Below are 20,829 nucleotides of genomic sequence, written 5' to 3'. Positions count from 1 at the left end.
AGCCCAAGGGCCGGAGAGTCGAGTCCTCCCCGCCGGGGAGCCCGGCCGCTGTAGTCGAGTCCTCCCCGCCGGGGAGCCCGGCCGCTGTAGTCGAGCCCTCCCGGCCGGGGACCGGCCGCCGTAGCTGAGCCCCCCACTCGGGGCCCCAGGGCCGTAGCTGAGCCCTCCGCCGCCCGGCCCGGAGCCGCCCGGCCCGGAGCCGCCCGGCCCGGAGCCGAGCGCCCCGGAGCCGAGCGCCCGGGGTCGGATGCCCGGGCCGGGGTAGGAAGCCGGGAGCCCCGCCCCGCAGTCGACCGCCCCACTCCCGGGCCCACCCCCGGCCGCCCCCCACCCGTCTGAGAGCATCGCCGGGTGGACCACTCATCCCCACCCCAGGTACCCGGCGCACCCGTGCGCTCGGGGATCCCCGAGCACGGCCGGGTGCCGAAGTACTACGCGGTGAAGACGGAAGTCGCCGCCCTGGTCGAGGAGTTGGGCGAGGGCGGGGTGCTGCCCACCGAGCGGGACCTGGCCGAGCGGTACGGGGTCGCCCGGGAGACCGTGCGCCAGGCCCTGCGGGACCTGCTGCTGGAGGGGCGGTTGCGCCGCCAGGGCCGGGGCACCGTGGTGGCCGGGCCCAAGCTGGAGCAGCCGCTGTCGCTGGCCAGCTACACCGAGGGGGTACGCCGGCAGGGGCGCCGCCCCGGGCGGACCCTGGTCGGGCTGGAGCGCTTCGCCTGCCCGGAGGCGCTCGCCCCGGACGTGGGCGCCGCGCCCGGCGACCCGGTCTGGCACCTGGAGCGGGTGCTGCTCGCCGACGACGAGCGGGTCGGGCTGGAGAGCACCTATGTGGCGGTGGCCCGGGCGCCCCGGCTGGACGCCGACTTCGACCCGGACTCGTCCTTCTACGCGTACCTCCGCGACCGGGTCGGCGCGGTCTTCGGGGACGCCGACGAGCGGATCGAGACCGTGCTCGCCACCCCCCGCGAGGCGCTGCTCATCGGCACCCCGCCCGCCCTGCCGATGCTGCTGCTGCACCGGGTCTCGCGGGACGACGGCGGGCGGCCGCTGGAGCGGGTGCGCACCCTCTACCGCGGCGACCGGTTCAGCTTCACCACCCGGTTGGGGTGACGCACGCCCCGCCCCACCCCCCCCTCGTAAAGTCACGAGAAGATAACGGGTCTAGGCCAAGATTGATGGCTCGTTCACCGGTCCGTCGCCGACCGGACCCCGCCAGGCCACCCGCCGCGCCCACCGTTTCCGGCGTGAGAGTCATCGTCGTAGGAGCCGGCGTGGTGGGCACCATGCACGCCTGGCAGGCAGTGGAACGCGGCCATGAGGTCGTACAGATCGAGCGGGAGGCCGACGCCCGGGGCGCCTCGCTCCGCAACTTCGGGCAGATCTGGGTGAGCGGCCGAGCCGCCGGCGCGGAGCTGGAGACCGCGCTGCGCGCCCGCGAGCTGTGGGAGGCCATCGGCGCCCGCGTCCCCGCCCTGGGCTTCCGGGCCAACGGCTCGCTCACCCCGGTCCGTACCGAGGCGGAGCTGGCCGTGGCCGAGGCGGCAGCCGCCGGGCCGGACGCCGAGGCGCGCGGCTTCACGCTGCTGACCGCCGCCGAGGCGCGCGCCCTCAACCCGGCGCTGCGCGGGGAGTTCCTGGCCGCGCTCCGGTGCGAACGGGACGCCGCCGTCGAACCCCGCACCGCCCAGCGGGCCCTGCGCGAGGCGCTGGCCGCCTCCGGCCGCCACACCTTCCTGCCCGGTCGTGAGGTACGGGAGCTGGTGGGCGGCTCGGCGGTACGGGACGACCACGGCGAGCTCCACCGGGCGGACGCCGTGGTGCTGTGCACCGGCGCCTGGCTCGGCGGGCTGGTCCGCGAGCTCGCCGGAGAGCTGCCGGTCCGCCGGGTGCGCCTCCAGATGATGCAGACCGCCCCGCTCGGTGAACCGCTCACCACCTCCATCGCCGACGCCGACTCCTTCCGCTACTACCCCGCGTACGACGCCACCGCCCTGGACGCCGCACAGCCGCAGGCGCCGGTCGCCGCCGCCCACCGGATGCAACTGCTCATGGTGCAGCGGCTCGACGGCGGGCTGACCATCGGCGACACCCATGAGTACGAGCACCCCTTCGCCTTCGACACCCTCGAAGACCCCTATGAGCACCTGGCGGGGGTCGTGGAGTCGCTGCTCGGCCGGCCGCTGCCGCCGATCCGCCGCCGCTGGGCCGGGGTGTACGCGCAGTGCACCGACACCCGCCGGGTGGTCCACCGCCAGCAGGTCGCCGAGGCCGCCTGGCTGGTCACCGGGCCCGGCGGGCGCGGTATGACCTGCTCACCCGCCATCGCCGAGACCACCGCCGACCGACTGGGCTGGTAGGAGCGCCATGAACGACATCACCAAGCCGTCCGACATCCGACTCGTCGTGCTCGACATGGCCGGCACCACCGTCGCCGACGGCGGTCTGGTCGAGGAGGCCTTCGCCGCCGCGGCCCGCGCCCTGGGCGAGGACCCCGCCCCGATGCTCGGCCATGTCCGGGCCACCATGGGCGAGTCCAAGATCTCCGTCTTCCGCCACCTCCTCGGCGACGAGCAGCGCGCCCGCCGCGCCAACGCGGCCTTCGAGGAGGCGTACGGGGAGCTGGTCGCCGCCGGCCGCATCGCCCCGCTGCCCGGGGCCGCCGAGGCCGTCCGCACCCTGCGCGAGCGGGGCCGCACCGTCGTCCTGGCCACCGGCTTCGCCCGCACCACCCAGGACGCCATCCTGGACGCCCTCGGCTGGCAGGACCTGGCCGACCTCACCCTCTGCCCGGCCGACGCGGGCGGGCGCGGCCGCCCGTACCCCGACCTGGTCCTCACCGCGCTGCTGCGCACCGGGGCCGCCGACCACGTCCGGCAGGTCGCGGTCGCCGGGGACACCTCGTACGACATGCTCAGCGGCGTCCGCGCGGGCGCTGGGATCGTCGCCGGCGTCCTCACCGGCGCCCATGACCGCGACCGGCTCACCGCGCACGGCGCCACCCATGTCCTGCCCTCGGTCGCCGAGCTGCCCGAAGTCGTCGTCGCCGCCACGGGGGTGGTCACATGAGCGGCAGCGGGATCCGCTTCGACGGGATCACCGTCGCCTACGACGGGCACACCGTGCTCGACGCGCTCGACCTCACCGTCGAACCCGGCGAGGTGATGGCGCTGCTCGGCCCCTCCGGCTCCGGCAAGACCACCGCGCTGCGCGCCGTCGCCGGGTTCGTCCGGCCCGCCGCCGGACGGGTGCACGTCAGCGGGCGGGACGTCACCGAGCTGCCGCCGCACCGGCGCGGCATCGGGATGGTGGTGCAGAGCTACGCGCTCTTCCCGCATCTGCGGGTCGCCGACAACGTGGCCTTCGGGCTGCGCGCCCGCCGCACCCCCAAGGCGGAGACCGCCGCCCGTACCGCCGAGGCGCTGGAGCTGACCGGGATGGGCGACTACGCCCGCCGCTACCCGCGCGAGCTCTCCGGCGGCCAGCAGCAGCGCGTCGCCATCGCCCGCGCGCTCGCCATCCGCCCCGACGTACTCCTCCTGGACGAGCCGCTGTCCGCGCTGGACGCGGCGCTGCGCTCCGGGATGCTCGCCGAACTGGCCCGGCTGCACCGCGAACTGCCCGAGATGTCGATGCTGTACGTGACCCATGACCAGGTCGAGGCGCTGACCCTGGCCGACCGGATCGCCGTCATGGACCGCGCCCGGCTGCGCGACTGCGGCACCCCGCAGCAGCTCTACCGCCGCCCGCGCACCGAGTTCACCGCCTCCTTCGTCGGCAACGCCAATCTGCTCCCGGTGACCGTGACCGGCGACGGGGTGTCCCTGGCGGGGCGGCCGTTGAAGGTCCCCACCGGGACCGCCGCCCCCGGGGCCACCGCCACCCTCTGCGTCCGGCCGCATCTGGTCGGCCTCGGCCCGGGGCCCAACGCCCTGCGCGGCACCCTGGCCGAGGTCCAGTGGCGGGGCGCCACCCACCGGCTGACGGTGGACGTCGACGGCCACCGAGTGCTGGCCGACCTGCGCGAGCTGCCCGAACCCCCGGCGCTGGGCGCGGAGGTGGAGCTGCACTTCGCCCCGGACGACGCGGTGCTGATCAGCGCGCTGGGGCCGGGGACCGGCCCGGAGGCCGACCCGGCGACCGTTCTGGAGGCGGGCCATGGCCACGACCACGGCTGACCTCGCCAAGAGCGCTCCCCATCCCCGTAGCCGTACCGCAGCCGGTTGGCTCTGGGCGCTCCCGCCCATCGCCGCGCTGGCGCTGGCCTTCCTCTACCCGCTGGCGCTCGTCGTCCGCGAGTCGCTCGCCCCCGGCGCGTACGCCGACGTCCTGGGCTCGTACGCCTTCCGGGAGGCGCTGACCACCACCGTCTGGCTGGCCGTCGGGGCGACCATCGGCTGCCTGGTGCTCGGCTTCGTGCTGGCGCTGATCCTGGCCTTCGTACCGTTCCCCGGCTCCCGCGCGGTGGCCCGGTTCATCGATGTCTTCCTCTCCTTCCCGTCCTTTCTGATCACCCTCGCCCTGCTGTTCGTCTACGGCACCGTGGGCATCGCCAACGGTTTGTGGACCGGCGCCACGGGTGACCCGAACGGGCCGTTCCGCTTCCTCACCACCCCCTGGGGCGTACTGCTCGCCGAGATCACCTACTTCACCCCCTTCGTCGTCCGCCCGCTGCTGGCCGCCTTCTCGCAGCTCGACCCGGCCCAGCTGGAGGCCGCCTCCTCACTGGGCGCCCGCCCCGCCCGGGTGGTGCGGCAGGTGATCCTCCCCGAGGCGCTGCCCGCGCTCGCCGCCGGCGGCGGACTGGTCCTCGTCCTCTCCCTCAACGAGTTCGGCATCGTGCTGTTCACCGGGGCCAAGGGCGTCACCACCCTGCCGACCCTGGTCTACGGCAAGGCGATCCTGGAGGCCGACTACCCGGCCGCCTGTGTGGTCGCCGTCGTCAACGTGCTGCTCTCCACCGCGCTCTACGCCCTCTACCGGGGGGTGAGCCGCCGTGCTGGTGCACACCGCTAGGGGCCGCCGGGCCGCCTGGGTCCTCTTCGCCCTCCTCTTCCTCCCGCTCTTCGCGCTGCCGCTGCTGGTGGTCCTCGCCGCCTCCTTCGCCACCCACTGGTCCGGCGCCCTGCCCTCCGGCCCCACCACCGCCCACTACGCCACCGCCGTGCGCGGCGAACCGCTCCAGGCGCTCACCACCAGCCTGGTCACCGCCGTCGCCGCGAGCCTGCTGGCGCTGGTCCTCGGCGGCTGGGCGGCGCTCGCCGCCGACGCGCTGGGCCGGCGCGGACGGCGGCTGCTGGACGCCCTGTTCGTGCTGCCGGTCGCGGTGCCCTCGGTGGTCGTCGGACTGGCCGTGCTGGTCGCCTACTCCCAGCCGCCGTTCCTGCTCAACGGCACCCGCTGGATCGTGATCCTCGCCCACACCGTGCTGGTCACCGCCTTCGCCTACCAGTCCGTCGGAGCCGCGCTGCGCCGGCTGGACCCGGCGTACGAGCAGGCCGCCGCCGCGCTCGGCGCCCGGCCCTCCTACGTCCTGTGGAGGGTGAAGCTGCCCCTGCTGCTGCCCTCCCTCAACGCGGCCGCCGGGCTCTGCTTCGCCCTTTCCATGGGCGAGTTGAGCGCCACCATGATGCTCTACCCGCCGGACTGGCTGCCGCTGCCCGTGCTGGTCTTCACCGCCACCGACCGGGGCTCGCTGTTCACCGGCTCCGCCCTCGCCGTCGTGCTGATGACCGCCACCCTGCTGGTCCTGCTCGCCGTCTCCCGGCTGCGCACCCGCGCCACCCACCGCTGAAACCCTCCGATGGGGAGAGTGAAACCGCCATGCCCCGTGCCCTGCCCACCACCCTGACCGCCCTGACCGCCCTCGCCCTGCTCACCGCTGGACTCACCGGCTGCACCGCCTCCGCCGCCGACGACCCCAGGACCGTCACCGTCTACAGCGCTGACGGGCTCAAGGGCGAGAAGGGCGACGGCTGGTACGACCGGGTCTTCGCCGACTTCGAGAAGAAGACCGGTATCAAGGTCGAGTACGTCGAGGGGGGCTCCGGCGAGATGGTGCAGCGCGCCGTCCGCGAACGCCGCAACACCCAGGCCGACGTGCTGGTCACCCTGCCGCCCTTCATCCAGCAGGCCGGCTCCAAGGGCCTGCTCCAGCCCTACGAGCCCCAGGGCGCCGAGAAGGTCGCCGCGGCCGACAAGGCACCGGACGGCAGCTGGACGGCGGTGGTGAAGAACTACTTCGGCTTCGTCCGGAACGGCAAGGAGCTGCCGGAGCCGCCCACCACCTGGGAGGACCTGCTCGACCCGAAGTTCAAGGACCGGTTGCAGTACTCCACCCCCGGGGTCGCGGGCGACGGCACCGCGGTGGTCGTCAAGGCCCTGCACGACTTCGGCGGACGCGAGCAGGCCATGGCGTATCTGAAGAAGCTCCAGGCCAACAACGTCGGCCCGTCCTCCTCCACCTCCAAGCTCGCCCCCAAGGTCGACAAGGGCGAACTGCTCGTCGCCAACGGCGACGTCCAGATGAACCACGCCCAGGCCCGCTCCATGCCCAACCTCGACATCTGGTTCCCGGCCCGCGAGGGCGGCCGCCCCACCACCTTCGCCCTGCCCTACGCCGCCGCCCTGGTCAAGGACGCCCCGCACACCGCCAACGGCAAGAAGCTGCTGGACTTCATGCTCACCGAGCAGGCCCAGCGCCAGACCACCGAGATCGGCGGCGGCTTCCCCGCCCGCGAGGACACCGTCCCCACCGGCCCGGAAGCCGAGGCGCTGGCGAAGCTGATGCGCGGTGTCGAGATCTTCACCCCCGACTGGGCCGACATCGAGAAGAACCTCACGGCGTACGTGGACGACTGGAAGGCTGCCACCGGCAGTTGACCCCCCGCCCGCCCCGGGTACGCCTCACCCCGCCACCATCCGGCCATCCGGCCATGCGAACCATCCGTCCGGCACGACCCCTCTCCCTCCCCCGAAGGAGTCCCCATGCCGACTTCCGGCATACCGCGCCGCACCGTCCTCGCCGCCGGCGCCGCCACCGCGGCGGTCGCGGCCACCGCCGCCGCCACCGGCCCCGCCCGGGCGGCGGACGCCGCCGCGCCGACCCTCCCCGACGGCACCAGCAAGGACAAGGTGCTGGTCGTCGGCATGGACGGGCTGCGGCACGACCGGATCGACGCCGCGAACGCCCCCGTCCTCAAGGGCATGATGCGCGACGGCACCTACGGGCTGTCGCTGCTCTACACCCCGCCGATGGCCGCCACCTCCTCCGGCCCCGGCTGGTCCACCATCTCCACCGGCGTCTGGCCCGACAAGCACGGCGTCAAGGACAACAGCTTCGCCGGGAAGCAGTACGGGGCCTACCCCGGCTTCCTCGCCCGGCTCGCCCAGGTCCGGCCGAACCTCTCCACCTGGGCGGCCGTGGACTGGAAGCCGCTGGACACCCAGGGCACCGTCACCCCCGGCGCCGACGCCAAGCTGGTGCTGGACGGGGACGCCGACGGCTATCCGGCCCATGACGCCACCATCACCGCGCAGACCGAGTCGATCCTGCGGCAGCAGAACCCGGACGTGCTCTTCGTCTACCTCGGCAACACCGATGTCGTCGCGCACGCCGGCGGCACCGGGCAGAAGTACCTGGACGCCATCGCCGTCCAGGACACCCAGCTCGGCCGGCTGCTGGCCGCGATCCGGGCCAGGCCCTCGTACGCCTCCGAGCGCTGGACCGTGATCGTCGCCACCGACCACGGCCATCTGGACGCCGGCGGCCACGGCGGCACCGCCATCGAGGAGCGGCGCACTTTCGTGCTGGCCACCGGGCCCGGGATCGCCGCCGGTGCCCGGCCCGCCGACACCCGGCTGGTGGACGTGGCCGCCACCGTCTTCCACCAGCTCGGCATCGCCCCCGATCCCGCCTGGGGCCTGGACGGCAAGCCCATCCAGCAGCGCTCCACCGACCCGTTCGACACTCTGCTGCCCCAGCTCGGCGGCCGGGTGGACGAGACCGGCATCCCGGCCACCGTGCGCGGCTTCACCCACACCCCGCCCAGCGGCTGGTCGGTCATCGACAGCGCCATGGGCACCGGCGGGGTCACCGAGTGGCGCGGCTGGTCCTTCACCACCGACGAGTTCTGGACCCGCAGCCAGCCCGGGCAGTGGCGCGAGCTCAACGTCCGCTCGCGCGGGGTGTTCGCCGTCGCCGACTCCGACGAGTGGGACGACAAGCCGTCCTCCGGACCGTACGACTCCACCCTGGTCACCCCCGCCCACCCGGTCACCGGAAAGAGCCGGGTCAGCCTCGCCCTCACCACCCACTACCGCCAGGAGGGCGCCCAGCGCGCCGAGGTGCTGGCCTCCTTCAACGGCGGCACCCCGACCCTGGTCAAGGCGTACACCGCGGACACCGTCGCCCAGCGCCAGACGCTCACCGTGCCCGTCCCGGCCGGCGCCGCCACCGTGAGCTTCCGCTTCCGCTACACCGGCGCCAACAACTGGTACTGGGTGATCGACGACGTGGTGATCACCGCCGTCTGATCCCGTCGTCGGCCGACTCCTGGCTGATTAGGCTGGGGGCGTCGCCACAGCGCTGTCGCGGCGTCCCCAGCAGGCAGCAGCATCCCTCACCCGGGTGCATCCGTACGGCAGGAGTCCCGCACCATGGCAGAGCGCAAGCCGATCGAGTCCTGGCTGACCGACATGGACGGCGTCCTCATCCACGAGGGCGTGCCCATCCCCGGCGCCGACTCCTTCCTGAAGAGGCTGCGGGAGAAGGAGCGGCCCTTCCTGGTGCTGACCAACAACTCCATCTACACCGCCCGCGACCTGCACGCCCGCCTCGCCCGGATGGGCCTGGACGTGCCGGTCCGCAACATCTGGACCTCGGCGCTGGCCACCGCGCAGTTCCTGGACGACCAGCGCCCCGGCGGCACCGCGTACGTCATCGGCGAGGCCGGGCTGACCACCGCCCTGCACGACATCGGCTACGTCCTCACCGACCACGACCCGGACTACGTGGTGCTCGGCGAGACCCGCACCTACAGTTTCGAGGCGCTGACCAAGGCGATCCGGCTGATCAACGCCGGCGCCCGGTTCATCTGCACCAACCCGGACAGCACCGGCCCCTCCACCGAGGGCCCGCTGCCCGCCACCGGCTCGGTGGCCGCGCTGATCACCAAGGCCACCGGCCGTGAGCCGTACTTCGCGGGCAAGCCGAACCCGCTGATGATGCGCACCGGACTGAACGCCATCGGCGCGCACTCCGAGACCAGCGCCATGATCGGCGACCGGATGGACACCGATGTCCTCGCCGGTCTGGAGGCCGGGATGGAGACCTTCCTGGTGCTCACCGGCTCCACCACTCCGGCGGACGTCGAGCGCTACCCGTTCCGGCCCTCCACGGTCGTGGACTCCATCGCCGACCTGGTCGAACGCGTCTGATCCCGGCGCGGGGCCGGTCCGCCGGGCGCTCCTCGGGATGCGAACGGAGCCGAACGGGGTGAACCTTCCTTCCAGGAGGTTCACGATGCGTTCAGCTCTGCTTGCTCTCCGTGCGCCGCTCGCCGTGGCGGGTGCGGCGGGCGCCCTGGTGCTCTCCCCGGCGGCCGGGGCCGCCCACGCCGGGGACGGCGCCGACCGGGTCCCGGTGCGGGCCTTCGTCGCCCCCGCCACCGCCGTCCCGGGCGCGGGTCTGGAGGTGGAGGTGCTCGGCTGCCCGGGAGGGCGCGGCGAGGTCCGCTCCCCGGCGTTCTTCTCGGTCGCCGAGCTGTCCGGGCGCGACGGGGCGGGCCGCCCGCTCTACGGGTCGACCACCGTCGCCTCGCACGCCCGCGCGGGCGGCCACCCGATGGACGTGGTCTGCGGCGGACGTACCCACCGGAACGCCGGTACGGTCCAGGTGGCCCACCAGGCGCCGGTCTCCCACGCCCGGGGCGGCGGCGCGAACGGTACGGCCGCCCCCGTCTCCGCCGACGAGCCGCTGAGCCTGTCCGCCGCCCAGGCGCCGATCGACCTGGTGGCCGCCGACGAGCAGGGCCCGGGCACCCCGCACACGGTGATCGGGCTGGTGCTCGCCGGGGTCGCCGCGGTCGCGGTCGCACTGCGCACCTCGCGCCGCCGCCGCGAGTCCCGCTCCCGTCCCGAGTGACCGCGCCGGTGTCTCGGGGCCTGCCCGCGCCGGTGGCCGCCTCCGGCGCCCCTGGTACGGGTGTGTCAGGATTGGCCGGACCGGCCTTGACCGGGGCGGGGCGCCTGGGGGGCGGGCCCGCGGAAGGCACACCCAAGGGGGAGTCGATGTACGGCAGTTTCACCGGGCGTGCCCGCGCCGGGGTGGCCGCGGCCGGGGCGGCGGCACTGCTGCTGCTGGCCGGGTGCTCGTCCCCGGACGCCCCGGCACCCGAGGGGCCCGAGGCGGCGCCCGGTGTGGGGCAGCAGCCCAAGGGCGCCGACCCGTTCTGGGTGAACCCGAAGAGCAAGGCCGCCGCCGCGCTGGAGAACTACCAGCGCAAGGGCGAGAAGGACAACGCCGAACTGGTGCGCCGGATCGCCGCCCAGCCGGTCGGCGAGTGGATCGGCGTGGAGACGCCCGAGGAGGACGCCCGCGGCTACACCGAGGCGGCCGCCAAGGCCGACCGGGACGCGGTGCTGGTCCTCTACAACATCCCGCACCGCGACTGCGGCCAGCACTCCGCGGGCGGTGCCGCCGACGGCGACTCCTACCGCGCCTGGCTGGACAAGGTGGCCGCCGGTATCGGCGACCGCCGGGCCACCGTGGTGGTGGAGCCGGACGCGGTGATGCACATGGTGGACGGCTGCACCCAGGAGCAGTACCACGAGGAGCGGTACGACCTGCTGAAGGGCGCCGTCAAGCGGCTCAAGCAGCTGCCGAACACCCGGGTCTACCTGGACGCGGGCAACGCCGGCTGGGGCAAGCCGGACCAGATCTTCGAACCGCTCCAGTGGGCCGGGGTCGGGGACGCCGACGGCTTCGCGGTGAACGTCTCCAACTTCCAGACCACCGCCGCCAGCACCGAGTACGGCAAGAAGGTGTCGGAGAAGGTCGGCGGGAAGCCCTTCGTCATCGACACCAGCCGCAACGGCAACGGCCCCTACACCGAGGGCGACCCGGCGCAGAGCTGGTGCAACCCGCCCGGCCGCGCGCTCGGCGAGACGCCCACCGCCGAGACGGGCGACCCGAAGGTCGACGCGTATCTGTGGATCAAGCGCCCCGGCGAGTCCGACGGCGACTGCAAGGGCGGCCCCCGCGCGGGCGAGTGGTACCCGGACTACGCCCTGGAGCTGGCCCGCAACTCGGCCTAGCCGCCAAGGCCCCGGCGGGCCCGGCTCCGGGGCCCGCACCTTTCCAGGCCGGGCCCAGCTCTGGGGCCCGCGCCTTTCAAGGCCGAGCCCGGCCTCCAGGCACCCCGACCTCAGGTCAACCCGACCTCACGGCACCTCGACCCAGACCGCCTCGCTCGGGGTGCCCTTGTCGTCGGTGACGAAGAGCATGTACCAGCCGGAGGGCACCAGGGCGCGGTTCTTCGGCACGGTGACCTTGATCCCGTCGGCCGTCTTCTCCATGTCCAGCGCGATGGAACGCTGGTCCACGTCGGTGACATGGGTGACGGCGCTGGGCCGCATCAGCTTGGCCGTCTTGACCTTGGCGGCGCCGGGGACGGTGAAGGTCCCGCTGCCGCCGCGCTTGATCTTCTTCGGGCCGCCGGTGACCTGCGGGCGGTCGTCCCGGTAGCGGTAGGGCGGGGTGTAGATCTCGATGCGCTGCTCGAAGACGCCGGGCCGGGTGTTGGCCGCGTCGGAGTAGAGCGAGTCGGATCCGAAGATCATCACCCGGCCGTCGGGCAGCAGCACCGAGCCGGAGTGGTAGTTCCGGCCCACCTGCGGGTCGGCCACCCGGGTGTAGGCGCCGGTCTTCGGGTCGTAGGTCCGCGCCTCCAGGACGTTGGAGCCGCTGCGCCCCCGGTAGTCCTCGGAGCCGCCGGTGACCAGCAGACTGTCGTCCGGGAGCAGTGAGGCGCTGGGGTAGCGGGTGCCCTTGTCCAGGGTGGCGCCGTCCTTGAAGCGCGGCTTGGGCGCGTTGAGGTCGACCAGCCGGGACTTCTCGCTGGAGTCGGTGGACTCGCCGACCCCGCCGCCGCCGATCACCATGAACTTCTGGTCCTGGGCGGGCGGCAGCATCACCGTGGCCGAGGTCTCCATCCGGTCCGCGTCGCCCAGCCCCGGGATCTTGTCGAACGTGTTCGTCTCCAGGTCCCACACACCCGGGTCGCGGCCCACGTCGGCGGGCCCGTAACCGGCGTTGGAGCCGGAGTAGAACAGCTTGCCGTCGTCCAGCAGGAAGATCGCCGGGTAGGTGGGGAAGCGCCGCTCGAACCCGGTGTACTCCCACTTCTTGGTCTTGGGGTCGTAGACCTCGTCCTTGCCGGGGACGATCTGCCCGATCTCGTCCAGGCCGGAGAGGGAGAGGACCTTGCCGTCCTTGAGCGTGGTGAGCGTGGGATACCAGCGGGCCTCGTTCATCGGGTCGACCTTGATGTACTTCTCGGCCACCGGGTCGAACTCGAAGGCGTCCCTGATGCCCTGGAAGTCCTTCTTGTCCAGGGCGAGCTTCTGCGCCATCCCGTAGACGTTGCGGGCGTCGGCGCCCTTCAGCCCCGCCACCTTGTAGTTGTCCTCGGTGCCGGTCTCGAACTCCTTGCCGGACTCCTCGGCCTCGACGTAGATCCGGCCGAGACCCGGCTCGGTACGGAGAAAGGCGCCGGTGGCCTTGTCATGCACCTTCTTGGCGCGCTCCACCACCACCGGGTCCTTGGAGACGAAGGTCTTGCCGTTGGCCTTGCCGGTGAAGCGGGTGCCGGCCGGCAGCGTCATCGGCTTGTCCGGGTTCTCGTTGTGCACGATCATCAGGCCGCCGGCCTTGGTGACATCGCCCTGGAGCTTCTCGTACCGCTTTGTGCCGCCGGCCACCAGCAGCTTGCCGTCGGGCAGCTGGGTGTGCCCGGCGCAGAACATGTCCTTGGGGGTGGGGATCTTCTTGAACGCGTTGGTCTTGGGGTCCCACAGCACCGACTCGAACTTCTGCGCGTCGAAGTTCTTCTGGTTGTTGCCGGAGCCCGCGATCAGCAGCACCTTGCCGGTGTGCAGCAGCGCCGCGTGGATGGCGTTGATCCGGAACTCGGCCGGTACGTCGAGGAAGTCCCAGTGGCCGTTGGCGGCTTTGTACTCGGGCTTGTTGATCGTGTAGTCGTGGTACTTCGCCGAGCCGTACCGGTACAGGGCAGGCCCGTTGAACCCGGCGACCACCGCGACCACCGCCGTGCCTATCAGGATGCGGCGGGCGCGGTTGCGGCGGTGGTTCGGCCGCGGCCGTGCGGGCTGGGCGCTCATTTCTGGTGTCCCCCAAGGACGATCTGCATGGTGTCGTTCTGCTCGGCCCAGCTCGGCCCGGTGTTCGCCGCGGCCTCGGCGGCGGCGTCAGCCGCCGGCTCCTCGTCCGCGGTACGGGCCGGGGCGGGCGCCGCCGTCGGCAGCGGGGCGGTCGCGGCCGGCTGCCCCGTGCCATGGCGGCCCTTGGCCCGGTGGCCACCGCGCCGCTCCTCCTGCTTCGATTCCTGCTTCGATTCCCGCATCGCCTCGCGCTTCGACTCCCGCATCGAGTAGCGCCAGGCGAAGATCGGCGCCGCGGTGATCAGCAGGGCCAGCGTGGCCCAGGTGATCATCGCCGGGTGGTCATGGCCGAGGAAGAACGAGGAGACCAGCGAGCCGCCGAAGACCAGGATGAAGAAGAGGTGGATGCGGAAGGTGCCGAAGAGGGTGTCCGGGCTGGACGAGTCGCCCTTCGGGGTCACCACGAAGCTGCTCTTGCGGCGCAGCACCGCGTCCATCAGCGAGCGGGCGTAGATCGGCGCGGAGAGCGCCGACATCACCATGCCGGCCAGACCGCCGGAGCCCTCCGGCTCGTGCGGGGAGACGTTGTGCCGGCGGTTCCAGATGTACAGGCCGATCTGGAGGGCGGAGGCGTTGCCGTACAGCATCATCCAGATCAGCGGGTCGATCTGGACACCGGAGGCGCCCATGCCCAGGAAGAGGGCGCAGCTGAGCGCGGCCAGGATCCAGTTCAGCGCCGACATCGGATAGAAGATGATCATCATCGTGTAGTTGAAGAGCTTGCCGGGCGGCAGTGAGCCCCAGCCCTTCCAGTACTGCGTGAGGATCGTCTCGTAGGTGCCCCGCGACCAGCGCAGCTGCTGGGTGAAGAAGTCGGTCCAGGCGGTCGGGCCCTCGCCGACGGCCAGCACGTCCGGGGTGTAGACCGAGCGCCACTTGTTGCCGGTGCCCGGGTTGCGGTGCCGGTGCATCTCGAACCCGGTCGCCATGTCCTCGGTGATCGAGTCGTACAGCCCGCCGATCTGCTTCAGCGCGGAGATCCGCACCGCGTTGGAGGTGCCGACGAACATCGGCGCCCCGTAGCGGTTGCCGGCCCGCTGGATCAGCGCGTGGAACAGGAACTGCTGGGACTCGGCGGCCTTGGTGACGAAGGTGTCGTAGTTGCCGTAGACCTGCGGGCCGATGACGAAGCCGACGTCCGGGTCGCGGAAGTAGCCGAGCATCCGCTCCAGGTAGTTGGGCAGCGGGATGTGGTCGGTGTCCACGGAGGCGAAGAAGTCGTAGTCGCCGCCGTGCGCCTCCAGCCAGGCGTTGTAGTTGCCGTGCTTGGTCTTGGCCCGGTGCGCGCCCTTGGGCTGGTTCCACTTGGCCACGCCCTTGCGGGAGAAGTGGTGCACGCCCAGGCGCTCGCACACCTTCTTGACCTCGGGGTCGTCGCCCTCGTCCAGCAGCCAGACGTGCATGAGGCCCCGGTGGCGGATCTTCACGGCCGCCTCCAGCGTCTTCGTCACCATCTCCAGGGGCTCCTTGCCCGGGACGAAGGAGGTGAGGAAGGCGACCTTGGTGCCGGACTCGGGGACCACGGGCACCGGGTCGCGGGCGACCAGGGTGGCGTGCGCGTTGGAGAGCACGTTCATGGTGCGGAACAGCTCGATCAGACCGATCGACACCAGCATCACGATGTCGAGGACCAGCAGCAGGTCGTTGTCGAGGTTCGGGTCGCGCTGGGTCCAGTGCTGAGGCTGCATCAGCCAGGCGAACAGGCCCAGCGACACCAGCGGCGCGGCCCCCAGCAGCAGCGCGGCCCGGATCCGGTGCGGCTCCTGGGATATCAGCGAGCGGTACTGCACGGTGTACGGCTTGCCGGGCGGCGGCTGGGTGAGCGGGCCGGCGAGCCGGCTGTAGTGCTCGTAGTCGTAGCGCGGCAGCGGCTTGTCGGCCGGGCGCGGGCGCCGCCCCGACTTCAGCTGCGGGGGTATTCGGAGCTGGGTGGTCTGGGACGGGTCGAGGTCCCGCCGGGCGCCGGACGGCGTCGAGGTCATGTCATCCCCCCGCACGCGTGCTGCCGCGTGGTGCGTGATCGGTCGAGTCATACGGTCCGAGGCGCGCGTCCGCGTGGGTCGCGTCCGGTGCTTCGGTGGCCGGGGCCACCTTCCCCCCAGTCCTGTGAGACAGGAAAGGCGGCTGCCCGGTTGCATGACACAGATCACGGTGGGAGCACGGTCGCCGCGCGGGGTACTCCCGCGTGTGTCCGTCTCCCCTCCGCATCCCGTCCGCCGCCGGGCCGCCCCCGAGGACCACCGCCACCAGCGATGACGGTCGCCCCTCGAAGGCATGGGGAACAGAATAGGGGCCACCGCGGAGCTGATCGGTCCGCATAGCCGAAACCGCCCCGCGGGCCGCTCGGATGTGCTGAGGTGCACACCTGCGATACGAGCGAGGCCCCTCACCGATGGTGAGGGGCCTCGCTGCGATGCGTGCGCCGCCAGGGACTCGAACCCCGGACCCGCTGATTAAGAGTCAGCTGCTCTAACCAACTGAGCTAGCGGCGCCTGCTGACCTGCGTAACTCTACCCGACTCCCGAAGCACTCCCGGCCTGTCGACTCCCTGTTTATCCCATTTAGGCAGTCAAAATGCCTTATGTCAGATCGGTTGTGTGTGCGGTCACACCGGCTGAGACCCCGCCGCCCGCCATCCGCTGACGTCCGCAGCACCGGAAGACCCTGGAGGGAAACCACATGGCCGCACCGGTCTTCGAGGAGTACGAACCCGCCGCCGACTGCCCCTGCCCCGGCTGCGCCCGCCGCCGGCGCGAACGCGCCCTCGCCCCCGGTCGGCGGGAGGGCGGCCACCCGGCCGCGCCCTGCGCCCGCGGCGCGGTGGTCCTGGTCACCGCCGCCGGTGTGGCCCTGGGCGCCGGCGGCGCCCCGACCGCGCTCGCCGCGGCCCCCGCCGTACACACCGCCGCCCGTCCGGACCACCGCGCTCTCTCGGACGGCGACGACCCCGACGGATCCGACGGGTCCGCCCCCCAGGGCAACGCCGGCCCTCTGCACGGCCGCCCCATGGCCGATCCCGTGCTGCGCCCCACCACCCGGGCCCAGATCATGGAGCGGGCCGAGCGCTGGGTGGTCGCCAAGGTCCCGTACTCCATGGAGAAGTACTGGAGCGACGGCTACCGGCAGGACTGCTCCGGATACGTCTCCATGGCCTGGAACCTGGCCGGAAACGAGTGGACCGGAAGCCTGGCGAACTTCGGCACCCGCATCGAGCGCTCGGAGCTCCAGCCGGGCGACATCCTGCTCTTCCACAACGCGGCCGACCCCAACGCGGGCTCCCATGTGACCGTCTTCGGCGGCTGGGTGGACGCGGAGCGCACCACGTACACCGCGTACGAGCAGGCCAGGCCGCAGACCCGCAAGCAGGCGACGCCCATGGCGTACTGGAACAACTCCGCCGCCTATGTCGCCTACCGCTACAAGGGCCTGACCACCACCACCGGCGGCAGCACGGGCGTCTCGGCCCGCTGGCCCGGCGCGGCCGCCTTCGGCCCGGGCGCGAACAACGCGCATGTCACCCGGCTGGGGCGGCTGCTGACCGAGCGCGGCGGCCGGCGCTACTACCGCTCCGGGCCCGGCCCCCGCTGGAGCGACGCGGACCGCCAGGCCACCCGGGCCTTCCAGCGCGCCCAGGGCTGGAAGGGCCAGGAGGCCGACGGACTGCCCGGCCCGCACACCTGGCGGCTGCTGGTCACCGGCAAGGGCCGCGACATCGCCGCCACCGGCACACCCGGGGCCTCCGCGTCCCCCTTCCCGGGCCGCGCCCACTTCCGCCCCGGCCAGTCGAACGCGTACGTGGAGAAGTTGGGCCGCCAGTTGGTCAAGCGGGGTTTCGGCCGTCATTACCAGTCCGGCCCGGGCCCCCGCTGGACCGAGGCCGACCGCCGCAACGTCGAGGCCTTCCAGCGCGCCCAGGGCTGGCGCGGCGCCGCCGCGAACGGCTACCCGGGCCCGGAGACCTGGCGCCGCCTGTTCGCCTGACCCACCCCAGACCTATTCAGCAGCCCAGAAGCAGCACATCCAGGCAGCACATCCAGGAAGAGGAGGAGGAGCCGGGTTGAGTACGGCGATGTCGGAGAGCGATCGGCCGGTGCACGGCACGACGGCATACGAAGGGACGACACCCGAGGGGACGTCGGGCGTCGAGGAAACCACGCGGGCCGGGGGAACGACGACCCCGGAGCCGACCCCCGGGGACAGGGCGGCCGACCGGACGGTGGCCGCCGGAGAAACGCCCGGCCAGGACCGAAGCGCGGCGCCCTGGGTGGCGGGTCGGGGGCCGGATGGCGGGGCGGGTGTGACGGTGCCCGTCCCGGCCGGGCCCCCCGCCACGGTGTCGGCAGGCGGGGAGGGCGCGGAGGGTGGTGGCGCGGTGCCTCGGATGGCGGGTCGGGGGCCGGACGGCGGGGCGGGTGCGTCGGTGCCCGTGCCGGCCGGGCCCGCGTCCATGCCGCCGCCGGGTGCGGCCACGGCTGCGGTGCGGGGCGGGACACCGTCGGTGGTGACCGGTGGGACCACGTCGGCAGGCGACCGAACGACCGACGAGGCACCCGGTGGCACGACGACGACCGGGGCTCCTGCGCGCGGGGCCGGGACGGTTGCGGCTCCCGCGTCCGGCACCGCGACGGCCGGAGTTCCGGCGCCCAGCGCCACGACGGCAGAGGCCCTGGCACCCGGCGCCGCGCCCGCCCATGCTCCGGCGTCCGAGAGCGCAACCGAGGCCCCGGCGTCCGATGAGGCGACGGCCGGTGACCCCGCCTCCGCCGGGGCGAAGGCCACCCCTGAGCTGCCGACCGCGCTCGCGGCGCCGCCCGGGGCGATCCCCGATCCCGGCCGGCCGGCACGGACGGGGCTGGGCGGGCCGCCCGCCACCACCCAAGAGCCGGTACGGGCCGGGCTGACCCCTCCGCCGGAACCCCCGACCGCGCCGGGCTCGGCCACGAACAGGCCGACCGCAACCGGGTCGGCTACGAACAGGCCGACCGCGACCGGCTCGACCACCGGCGAACCGACCGCGACTGCGACCGGCCCGGCCACGAACAGGCCGACCGCGACCGGGCCCACCGAGACCGGCTCGGCCACGAGCAAGCCGACCGCGACCGGCTCGACCGCGACCGGCTCGGCTACGAACAGGCCGACGACGACCGGGGCGGGCGCGCACAGCCCGACCACGAACGGCGTGCCCACCCTCACCACCGGGCCCATGGCCCGCCCCGTGCTCGGCCCGCGCCGGGTGCCGGTGATCGGGGGCGACACCACCGGCCCCATCCCCGTACACCTGCTGTTCCGCGACGACGACCCGGACGGGGGCGGCCCGGACGGGGCGGATGCCGCCGAGGCTTCCGGTCCGGTCCGCCGGACCGAGGGCGCGGTACGGGTGGGGACACCGGTCCGCCCCGCCGGCGGCCCCTTCGCCGCCCTCACCGCCCGGGCGGCCCGGAGCACCCGGGGGAGCCGGGCCGGTCACCGGTCCACCGACCCGGCGAGCGCCGCCCGGCGCCCCGCGGCCGGCCCCTCCGCCCGGGCCTCGGCGACCGCGAGGCCCCCGGCCAAGGGCGCGCCGCGCCGTCCCGTGCCGACCGCCGACCGGGGCCTGGCCGAGCGGCCCGGCCCGGTGCTCCCCGGCTGGGCGGGCGCCTCGGTCGGTGTGGTCGCGGCCACCGGCTGCGCGGCCGTGCTCTGGCGGATCGGTGCCATCCCGGACGAGCTGGCCCGGATGCTGGGCCTCGCCCCGTACCCCTTCCACGGCATTCCGCTCGGCGTCTGGGCCGTGCTGGCGCTGGGCGTGCTGGTGGTGCTGTTCGCGTTCGGCGGGCTGGCCCGCGGCCGGGTCGGCTACGCCTGGGTGCTCACCCTGTTCGGCGACTACCGCGGCACGGTGCGGCGGACCGGGCTGATGTGGGTGAGCCCGCTGCTGCTGCGCCGCCGGGTGGACGTCCGGCTGCGGCACTGGTGCAGTGAGCCGCTGCCCGCGGTGGACGCCAACGGCACCGCGCTACGGGTCGTGGTGCTGGTGGTGTGGCGGGTCCGCGACACCGTACGCGCCGCGCTGGGCGTCGCCGACCATGAGCGCTATCTGCGCGAGCAGGTGGAGGCGGCCATGGCCCGGGTGCTGTCCCAACTCCCGGCCGACGCCTTCCACGAGGACGCGCCGACGCTCCGGGACGCGGAACTGGTGGGGGAGGCGCTGACCCGGCTGCTGCTCGCCGAGTGCGCTCCGGTCGGCATCGACGTCTTCTCGGCGCAGCCGACCCGCATCGAGTACGCGCCGGAGATCGCGGCCGCGATGCAGCGGGCCAGGATCGCGTCCATCGACGCCCGGCACCGGGACACCGTGCTCACCTCCGTGGTGGACGCCGTGGACGACATGGTCCACCGGCTGACCACGCGTGGTCTGGTCGAGCTGGACGACTACGACCGCAAGTCGCTGGTCAAGGACCTGACGGTGGCCTTCTACACGGGTCGCGGTGGTCTGCCGGAAGGCCCGTGATTGGTATGGACATGTTGAATCGGCATCCATACATTGGGACTTGGTCTAGACCGCAACGGCGCGACGGCGCCGTTATCCCCACCGGTCTGACCGCACCTCCGCACGCGTGCAGCACGGCTCATCGCACTCCCTGAGTTCCCGAGCCCTTCGGAACTCCCGGAACCTCCCCCACGTTTCGTCTGGAGCGACAGCATGCGACAGAAGATAGGCACCGCCCTGGTCGCCCTCGGTGTGGCCGGGGCCTCCCTGATGGCCACCGGCAGCGCCAGCAGCCACGGGTACACCGACTCCCCGATCAGCCGTCAGAAGCTCTGTGCCAACGGCACGGTGACCGGCTGCGGCAACATCCAGTGGGAGCCCCAGTCGGTCGAGGGGCTCAAGGGCTTCCCGGGCGCCGGCCCCGCCGACGGCAAGATCTGCTCGGGCGGCAACGGCCCGTTCGCCCAGCTGGACGACCCGCGCGGCGGCAACTGGCCGGCCACTCAGGTCAGCGGCGGCCAGAGCTACACCTTCCGCTGGCAGTTCACCGCCCGCCACCGCACCACCGACTTCAAGTACTACATCACCAAGAACGGCTGGGACCGCACCAAGCCGCTGACCAGGGCCGCGCTCGACCCGCAGCCGTTCCTCACCGTTCCGTACAACAGCCAGCAGCCGCCGGCCACGCTGTCGCACCAGGGGACCATCCCGAGCGGCAAGAGCGGCAAGCACCTGGTGCTGGCCGTCTGGACGGTCGCCGACACGGCGAACGCCTTCTACGCCTGCTCGGACGTCCAGTTCTGACGGCAGGCCCGACGCCGGGTCGTTCCGCCCACCGCCGGGCGGCCTTCAAGGAGGAGTCCGGGCCCGAGCAGCGGCGCATCTTCGGCGGCCGCTTCCTG

Annotated in this window: 16 protein-coding genes and 1 tRNA gene; 14 read left to right on the top strand and 3 right to left on the bottom strand. The window is 73.2% G+C overall.

The features are described from left to right. Window positions 1–351: 351 nt before the first annotated feature. The 11 genes from ABZ945_RS28755 (at window position 352) to ABZ945_RS28705 (ending at window position 11,313) form a co-directional block, all read left to right on the top strand. Window positions 352–1,110, top strand: coding sequence for a GntR family transcriptional regulator (locus tag ABZ945_RS28755; RefSeq protein ID WP_361275311.1), 759 nt, complete (start codon window positions 352–354; stop codon window positions 1,108–1,110). A gap of 134 nt (window positions 1,111–1,244) precedes the next feature. Further along, window positions 1,245–2,357 (top strand): TIGR03364 family FAD-dependent oxidoreductase, encoded by a 1,113-nt coding sequence (locus ABZ945_RS28750; protein WP_361275308.1) that lies wholly within the window; start codon window positions 1,245–1,247, stop codon window positions 2,355–2,357. Between the two features lie 7 nt (window positions 2,358–2,364). Next, entirely contained in the window at window positions 2,365–3,066 is a 702-nt protein-coding gene (locus tag ABZ945_RS28745) for a phosphonatase-like hydrolase (protein ID WP_361275305.1), read from the top strand. After that, a complete protein-coding gene (locus ABZ945_RS28740) occupies window positions 3,063–4,175 on the top strand; it encodes an ABC transporter ATP-binding protein (protein WP_361275303.1) in 1,113 nt (370 codons plus the stop codon). The genes ABZ945_RS28745 and ABZ945_RS28740 overlap by 4 nt, the downstream gene beginning before the upstream one ends. Further along, window positions 4,156–5,013 carry a 2-aminoethylphosphonate ABC transporter permease subunit gene (locus tag ABZ945_RS28735; RefSeq protein ID WP_361275301.1) on the top strand — a complete coding sequence of 286 codons (858 nt, stop codon included), beginning with the start codon at window positions 4,156–4,158 and terminating at the stop codon, window positions 5,011–5,013. Before ABZ945_RS28740 ends, ABZ945_RS28735 begins: the two co-directional genes overlap by 20 nt. Next, window positions 4,994–5,791, top strand: a complete 798-nt coding sequence (locus ABZ945_RS28730) for an ABC transporter permease subunit (RefSeq protein ID WP_361275298.1) — start codon at window positions 4,994–4,996, stop codon at window positions 5,789–5,791. Before ABZ945_RS28735 ends, ABZ945_RS28730 begins: the two co-directional genes overlap by 20 nt. A gap of 29 nt (window positions 5,792–5,820) precedes the next feature. Beyond that, window positions 5,821–6,879, top strand: a complete 1,059-nt coding sequence (locus ABZ945_RS28725) for a 2-aminoethylphosphonate ABC transporter substrate-binding protein (RefSeq protein ID WP_361275295.1) — start codon at window positions 5,821–5,823, stop codon at window positions 6,877–6,879. A 105-nt stretch (window positions 6,880–6,984) separates the two neighbouring features. Beyond that, window positions 6,985–8,532 carry an alkaline phosphatase family protein gene (locus tag ABZ945_RS28720; RefSeq protein ID WP_361275292.1) on the top strand — a complete coding sequence of 516 codons (1,548 nt, stop codon included), beginning with the start codon at window positions 6,985–6,987 and terminating at the stop codon, window positions 8,530–8,532. 123 nt (window positions 8,533–8,655) lie between these two features. After that, window positions 8,656–9,435, top strand: a complete 780-nt coding sequence (locus ABZ945_RS28715) for an HAD-IIA family hydrolase (protein WP_361275290.1) — start codon at window positions 8,656–8,658, stop codon at window positions 9,433–9,435. 85 nt (window positions 9,436–9,520) lie between these two features. Then, on the top strand, window positions 9,521–10,141 hold the full coding sequence (locus ABZ945_RS28710) for a hypothetical protein (protein ID WP_361275288.1): 621 nt from the start codon (window positions 9,521–9,523) through the stop codon (window positions 10,139–10,141). A 146-nt stretch (window positions 10,142–10,287) separates the two neighbouring features. Beyond that, window positions 10,288–11,313 carry a glycoside hydrolase family 6 protein gene (locus ABZ945_RS28705; RefSeq protein WP_361275285.1) on the top strand — a complete coding sequence of 342 codons (1,026 nt, stop codon included), beginning with the start codon at window positions 10,288–10,290 and terminating at the stop codon, window positions 11,311–11,313. 126 nt (window positions 11,314–11,439) lie between these two features. On the opposite strand, the gene ABZ945_RS28700 is transcribed toward ABZ945_RS28705, so the two are convergent. From ABZ945_RS28700 to ABZ945_RS28690, 3 genes are all read right to left on the bottom strand, one after another. Beyond that, window positions 11,440–13,398, bottom strand: coding sequence for a galactose oxidase-like domain-containing protein (locus ABZ945_RS28700; RefSeq protein WP_361275283.1), 1,959 nt, complete (start codon window positions 13,396–13,398; stop codon window positions 11,440–11,442). Further along, entirely contained in the window at window positions 13,395–15,440 is a 2,046-nt protein-coding gene (locus tag ABZ945_RS28695) for a glycosyltransferase family 2 protein (RefSeq protein ID WP_361275281.1), read from the bottom strand. Before ABZ945_RS28695 ends, ABZ945_RS28700 begins: the two co-directional genes overlap by 4 nt. Before the next feature lie 436 nt (window positions 15,441–15,876). Then, window positions 15,877–15,950 (bottom strand) — tRNA-Lys (locus ABZ945_RS28690). A 187-nt stretch (window positions 15,951–16,137) separates the two neighbouring features. Between ABZ945_RS28690 and ABZ945_RS28685 the strand changes: the two genes are divergently transcribed. The 3 genes from ABZ945_RS28685 (at window position 16,138) to ABZ945_RS28675 (ending at window position 20,731) form a co-directional block, all read left to right on the top strand. Then, the gene (locus tag ABZ945_RS28685) at window positions 16,138–17,439 is read left to right on the top strand and encodes a peptidoglycan-binding protein (RefSeq protein ID WP_361275279.1); all 1,302 of its coding nucleotides are present in this window, start codon (window positions 16,138–16,140) and stop codon (window positions 17,437–17,439) included. Between the two features lie 1,198 nt (window positions 17,440–18,637). Beyond that, window positions 18,638–19,948, top strand: coding sequence for an SPFH domain-containing protein (locus tag ABZ945_RS28680; RefSeq protein WP_361275277.1), 1,311 nt, complete (start codon window positions 18,638–18,640; stop codon window positions 19,946–19,948). A 192-nt stretch (window positions 19,949–20,140) separates the two neighbouring features. Then, window positions 20,141–20,731, top strand: coding sequence for a lytic polysaccharide monooxygenase auxiliary activity family 9 protein (locus ABZ945_RS28675; RefSeq protein ID WP_248631790.1), 591 nt, complete (start codon window positions 20,141–20,143; stop codon window positions 20,729–20,731). Window positions 20,732–20,829 lie beyond the last annotated feature (98 nt).

This window comes from Streptomyces sp. NPDC046887, from assembly GCF_040644755.1.
Taxonomy (GTDB): Bacteria; Actinomycetota; Actinomycetes; order Streptomycetales; family Streptomycetaceae; genus Streptomyces; species Streptomyces lichenis.
The sequence above is the reverse complement of the archived record's forward strand: the minus strand, read 5'-3'. Positions and strand labels throughout refer to the sequence as shown.

What these genes read in the sequence shown, in the direction of transcription:
- ABZ945_RS28735 (WP_361275301.1), top strand. Translation starts at nt 4,156, where the DNA reads ATGGCCACGACCACGGCTGACCTCGCCAAGAGCGCTCCCCATCCCCGT.
- ABZ945_RS28685 (WP_361275279.1), top strand. Translation starts at nt 16,138, where the DNA reads ATGGCCGCACCGGTCTTCGAGGAGTACGAACCCGCCGCCGACTGCCCC.
- ABZ945_RS28695 (WP_361275281.1), bottom strand. Translation starts at nt 15,440, where the DNA reads ATGACCTCGACGCCGTCCGGCGCCCGGCGGGACCTCGACCCGTCCCAG.
- ABZ945_RS28725 (WP_361275295.1), top strand. Translation starts at nt 5,821, where the DNA reads ATGCCCCGTGCCCTGCCCACCACCCTGACCGCCCTGACCGCCCTCGCC.
- ABZ945_RS28705 (WP_361275285.1), top strand. Translation starts at nt 10,288, where the DNA reads ATGTACGGCAGTTTCACCGGGCGTGCCCGCGCCGGGGTGGCCGCGGCC.
- ABZ945_RS28715 (WP_361275290.1), top strand. Translation starts at nt 8,656, where the DNA reads ATGGCAGAGCGCAAGCCGATCGAGTCCTGGCTGACCGACATGGACGGC.
- ABZ945_RS28700 (WP_361275283.1), bottom strand. Translation starts at nt 13,398, where the DNA reads ATGAGCGCCCAGCCCGCACGGCCGCGGCCGAACCACCGCCGCAACCGC.
- ABZ945_RS28710 (WP_361275288.1), top strand. Translation starts at nt 9,521, where the DNA reads ATGCGTTCAGCTCTGCTTGCTCTCCGTGCGCCGCTCGCCGTGGCGGGT.
- ABZ945_RS28720 (WP_361275292.1), top strand. Translation starts at nt 6,985, where the DNA reads ATGCCGACTTCCGGCATACCGCGCCGCACCGTCCTCGCCGCCGGCGCC.
- ABZ945_RS28740 (WP_361275303.1), top strand. Translation starts at nt 3,063, where the DNA reads ATGAGCGGCAGCGGGATCCGCTTCGACGGGATCACCGTCGCCTACGAC.
- ABZ945_RS28745 (WP_361275305.1), top strand. Translation starts at nt 2,365, where the DNA reads ATGAACGACATCACCAAGCCGTCCGACATCCGACTCGTCGTGCTCGAC.
- ABZ945_RS28675 (WP_248631790.1), top strand. Translation starts at nt 20,141, where the DNA reads ATGCGACAGAAGATAGGCACCGCCCTGGTCGCCCTCGGTGTGGCCGGG.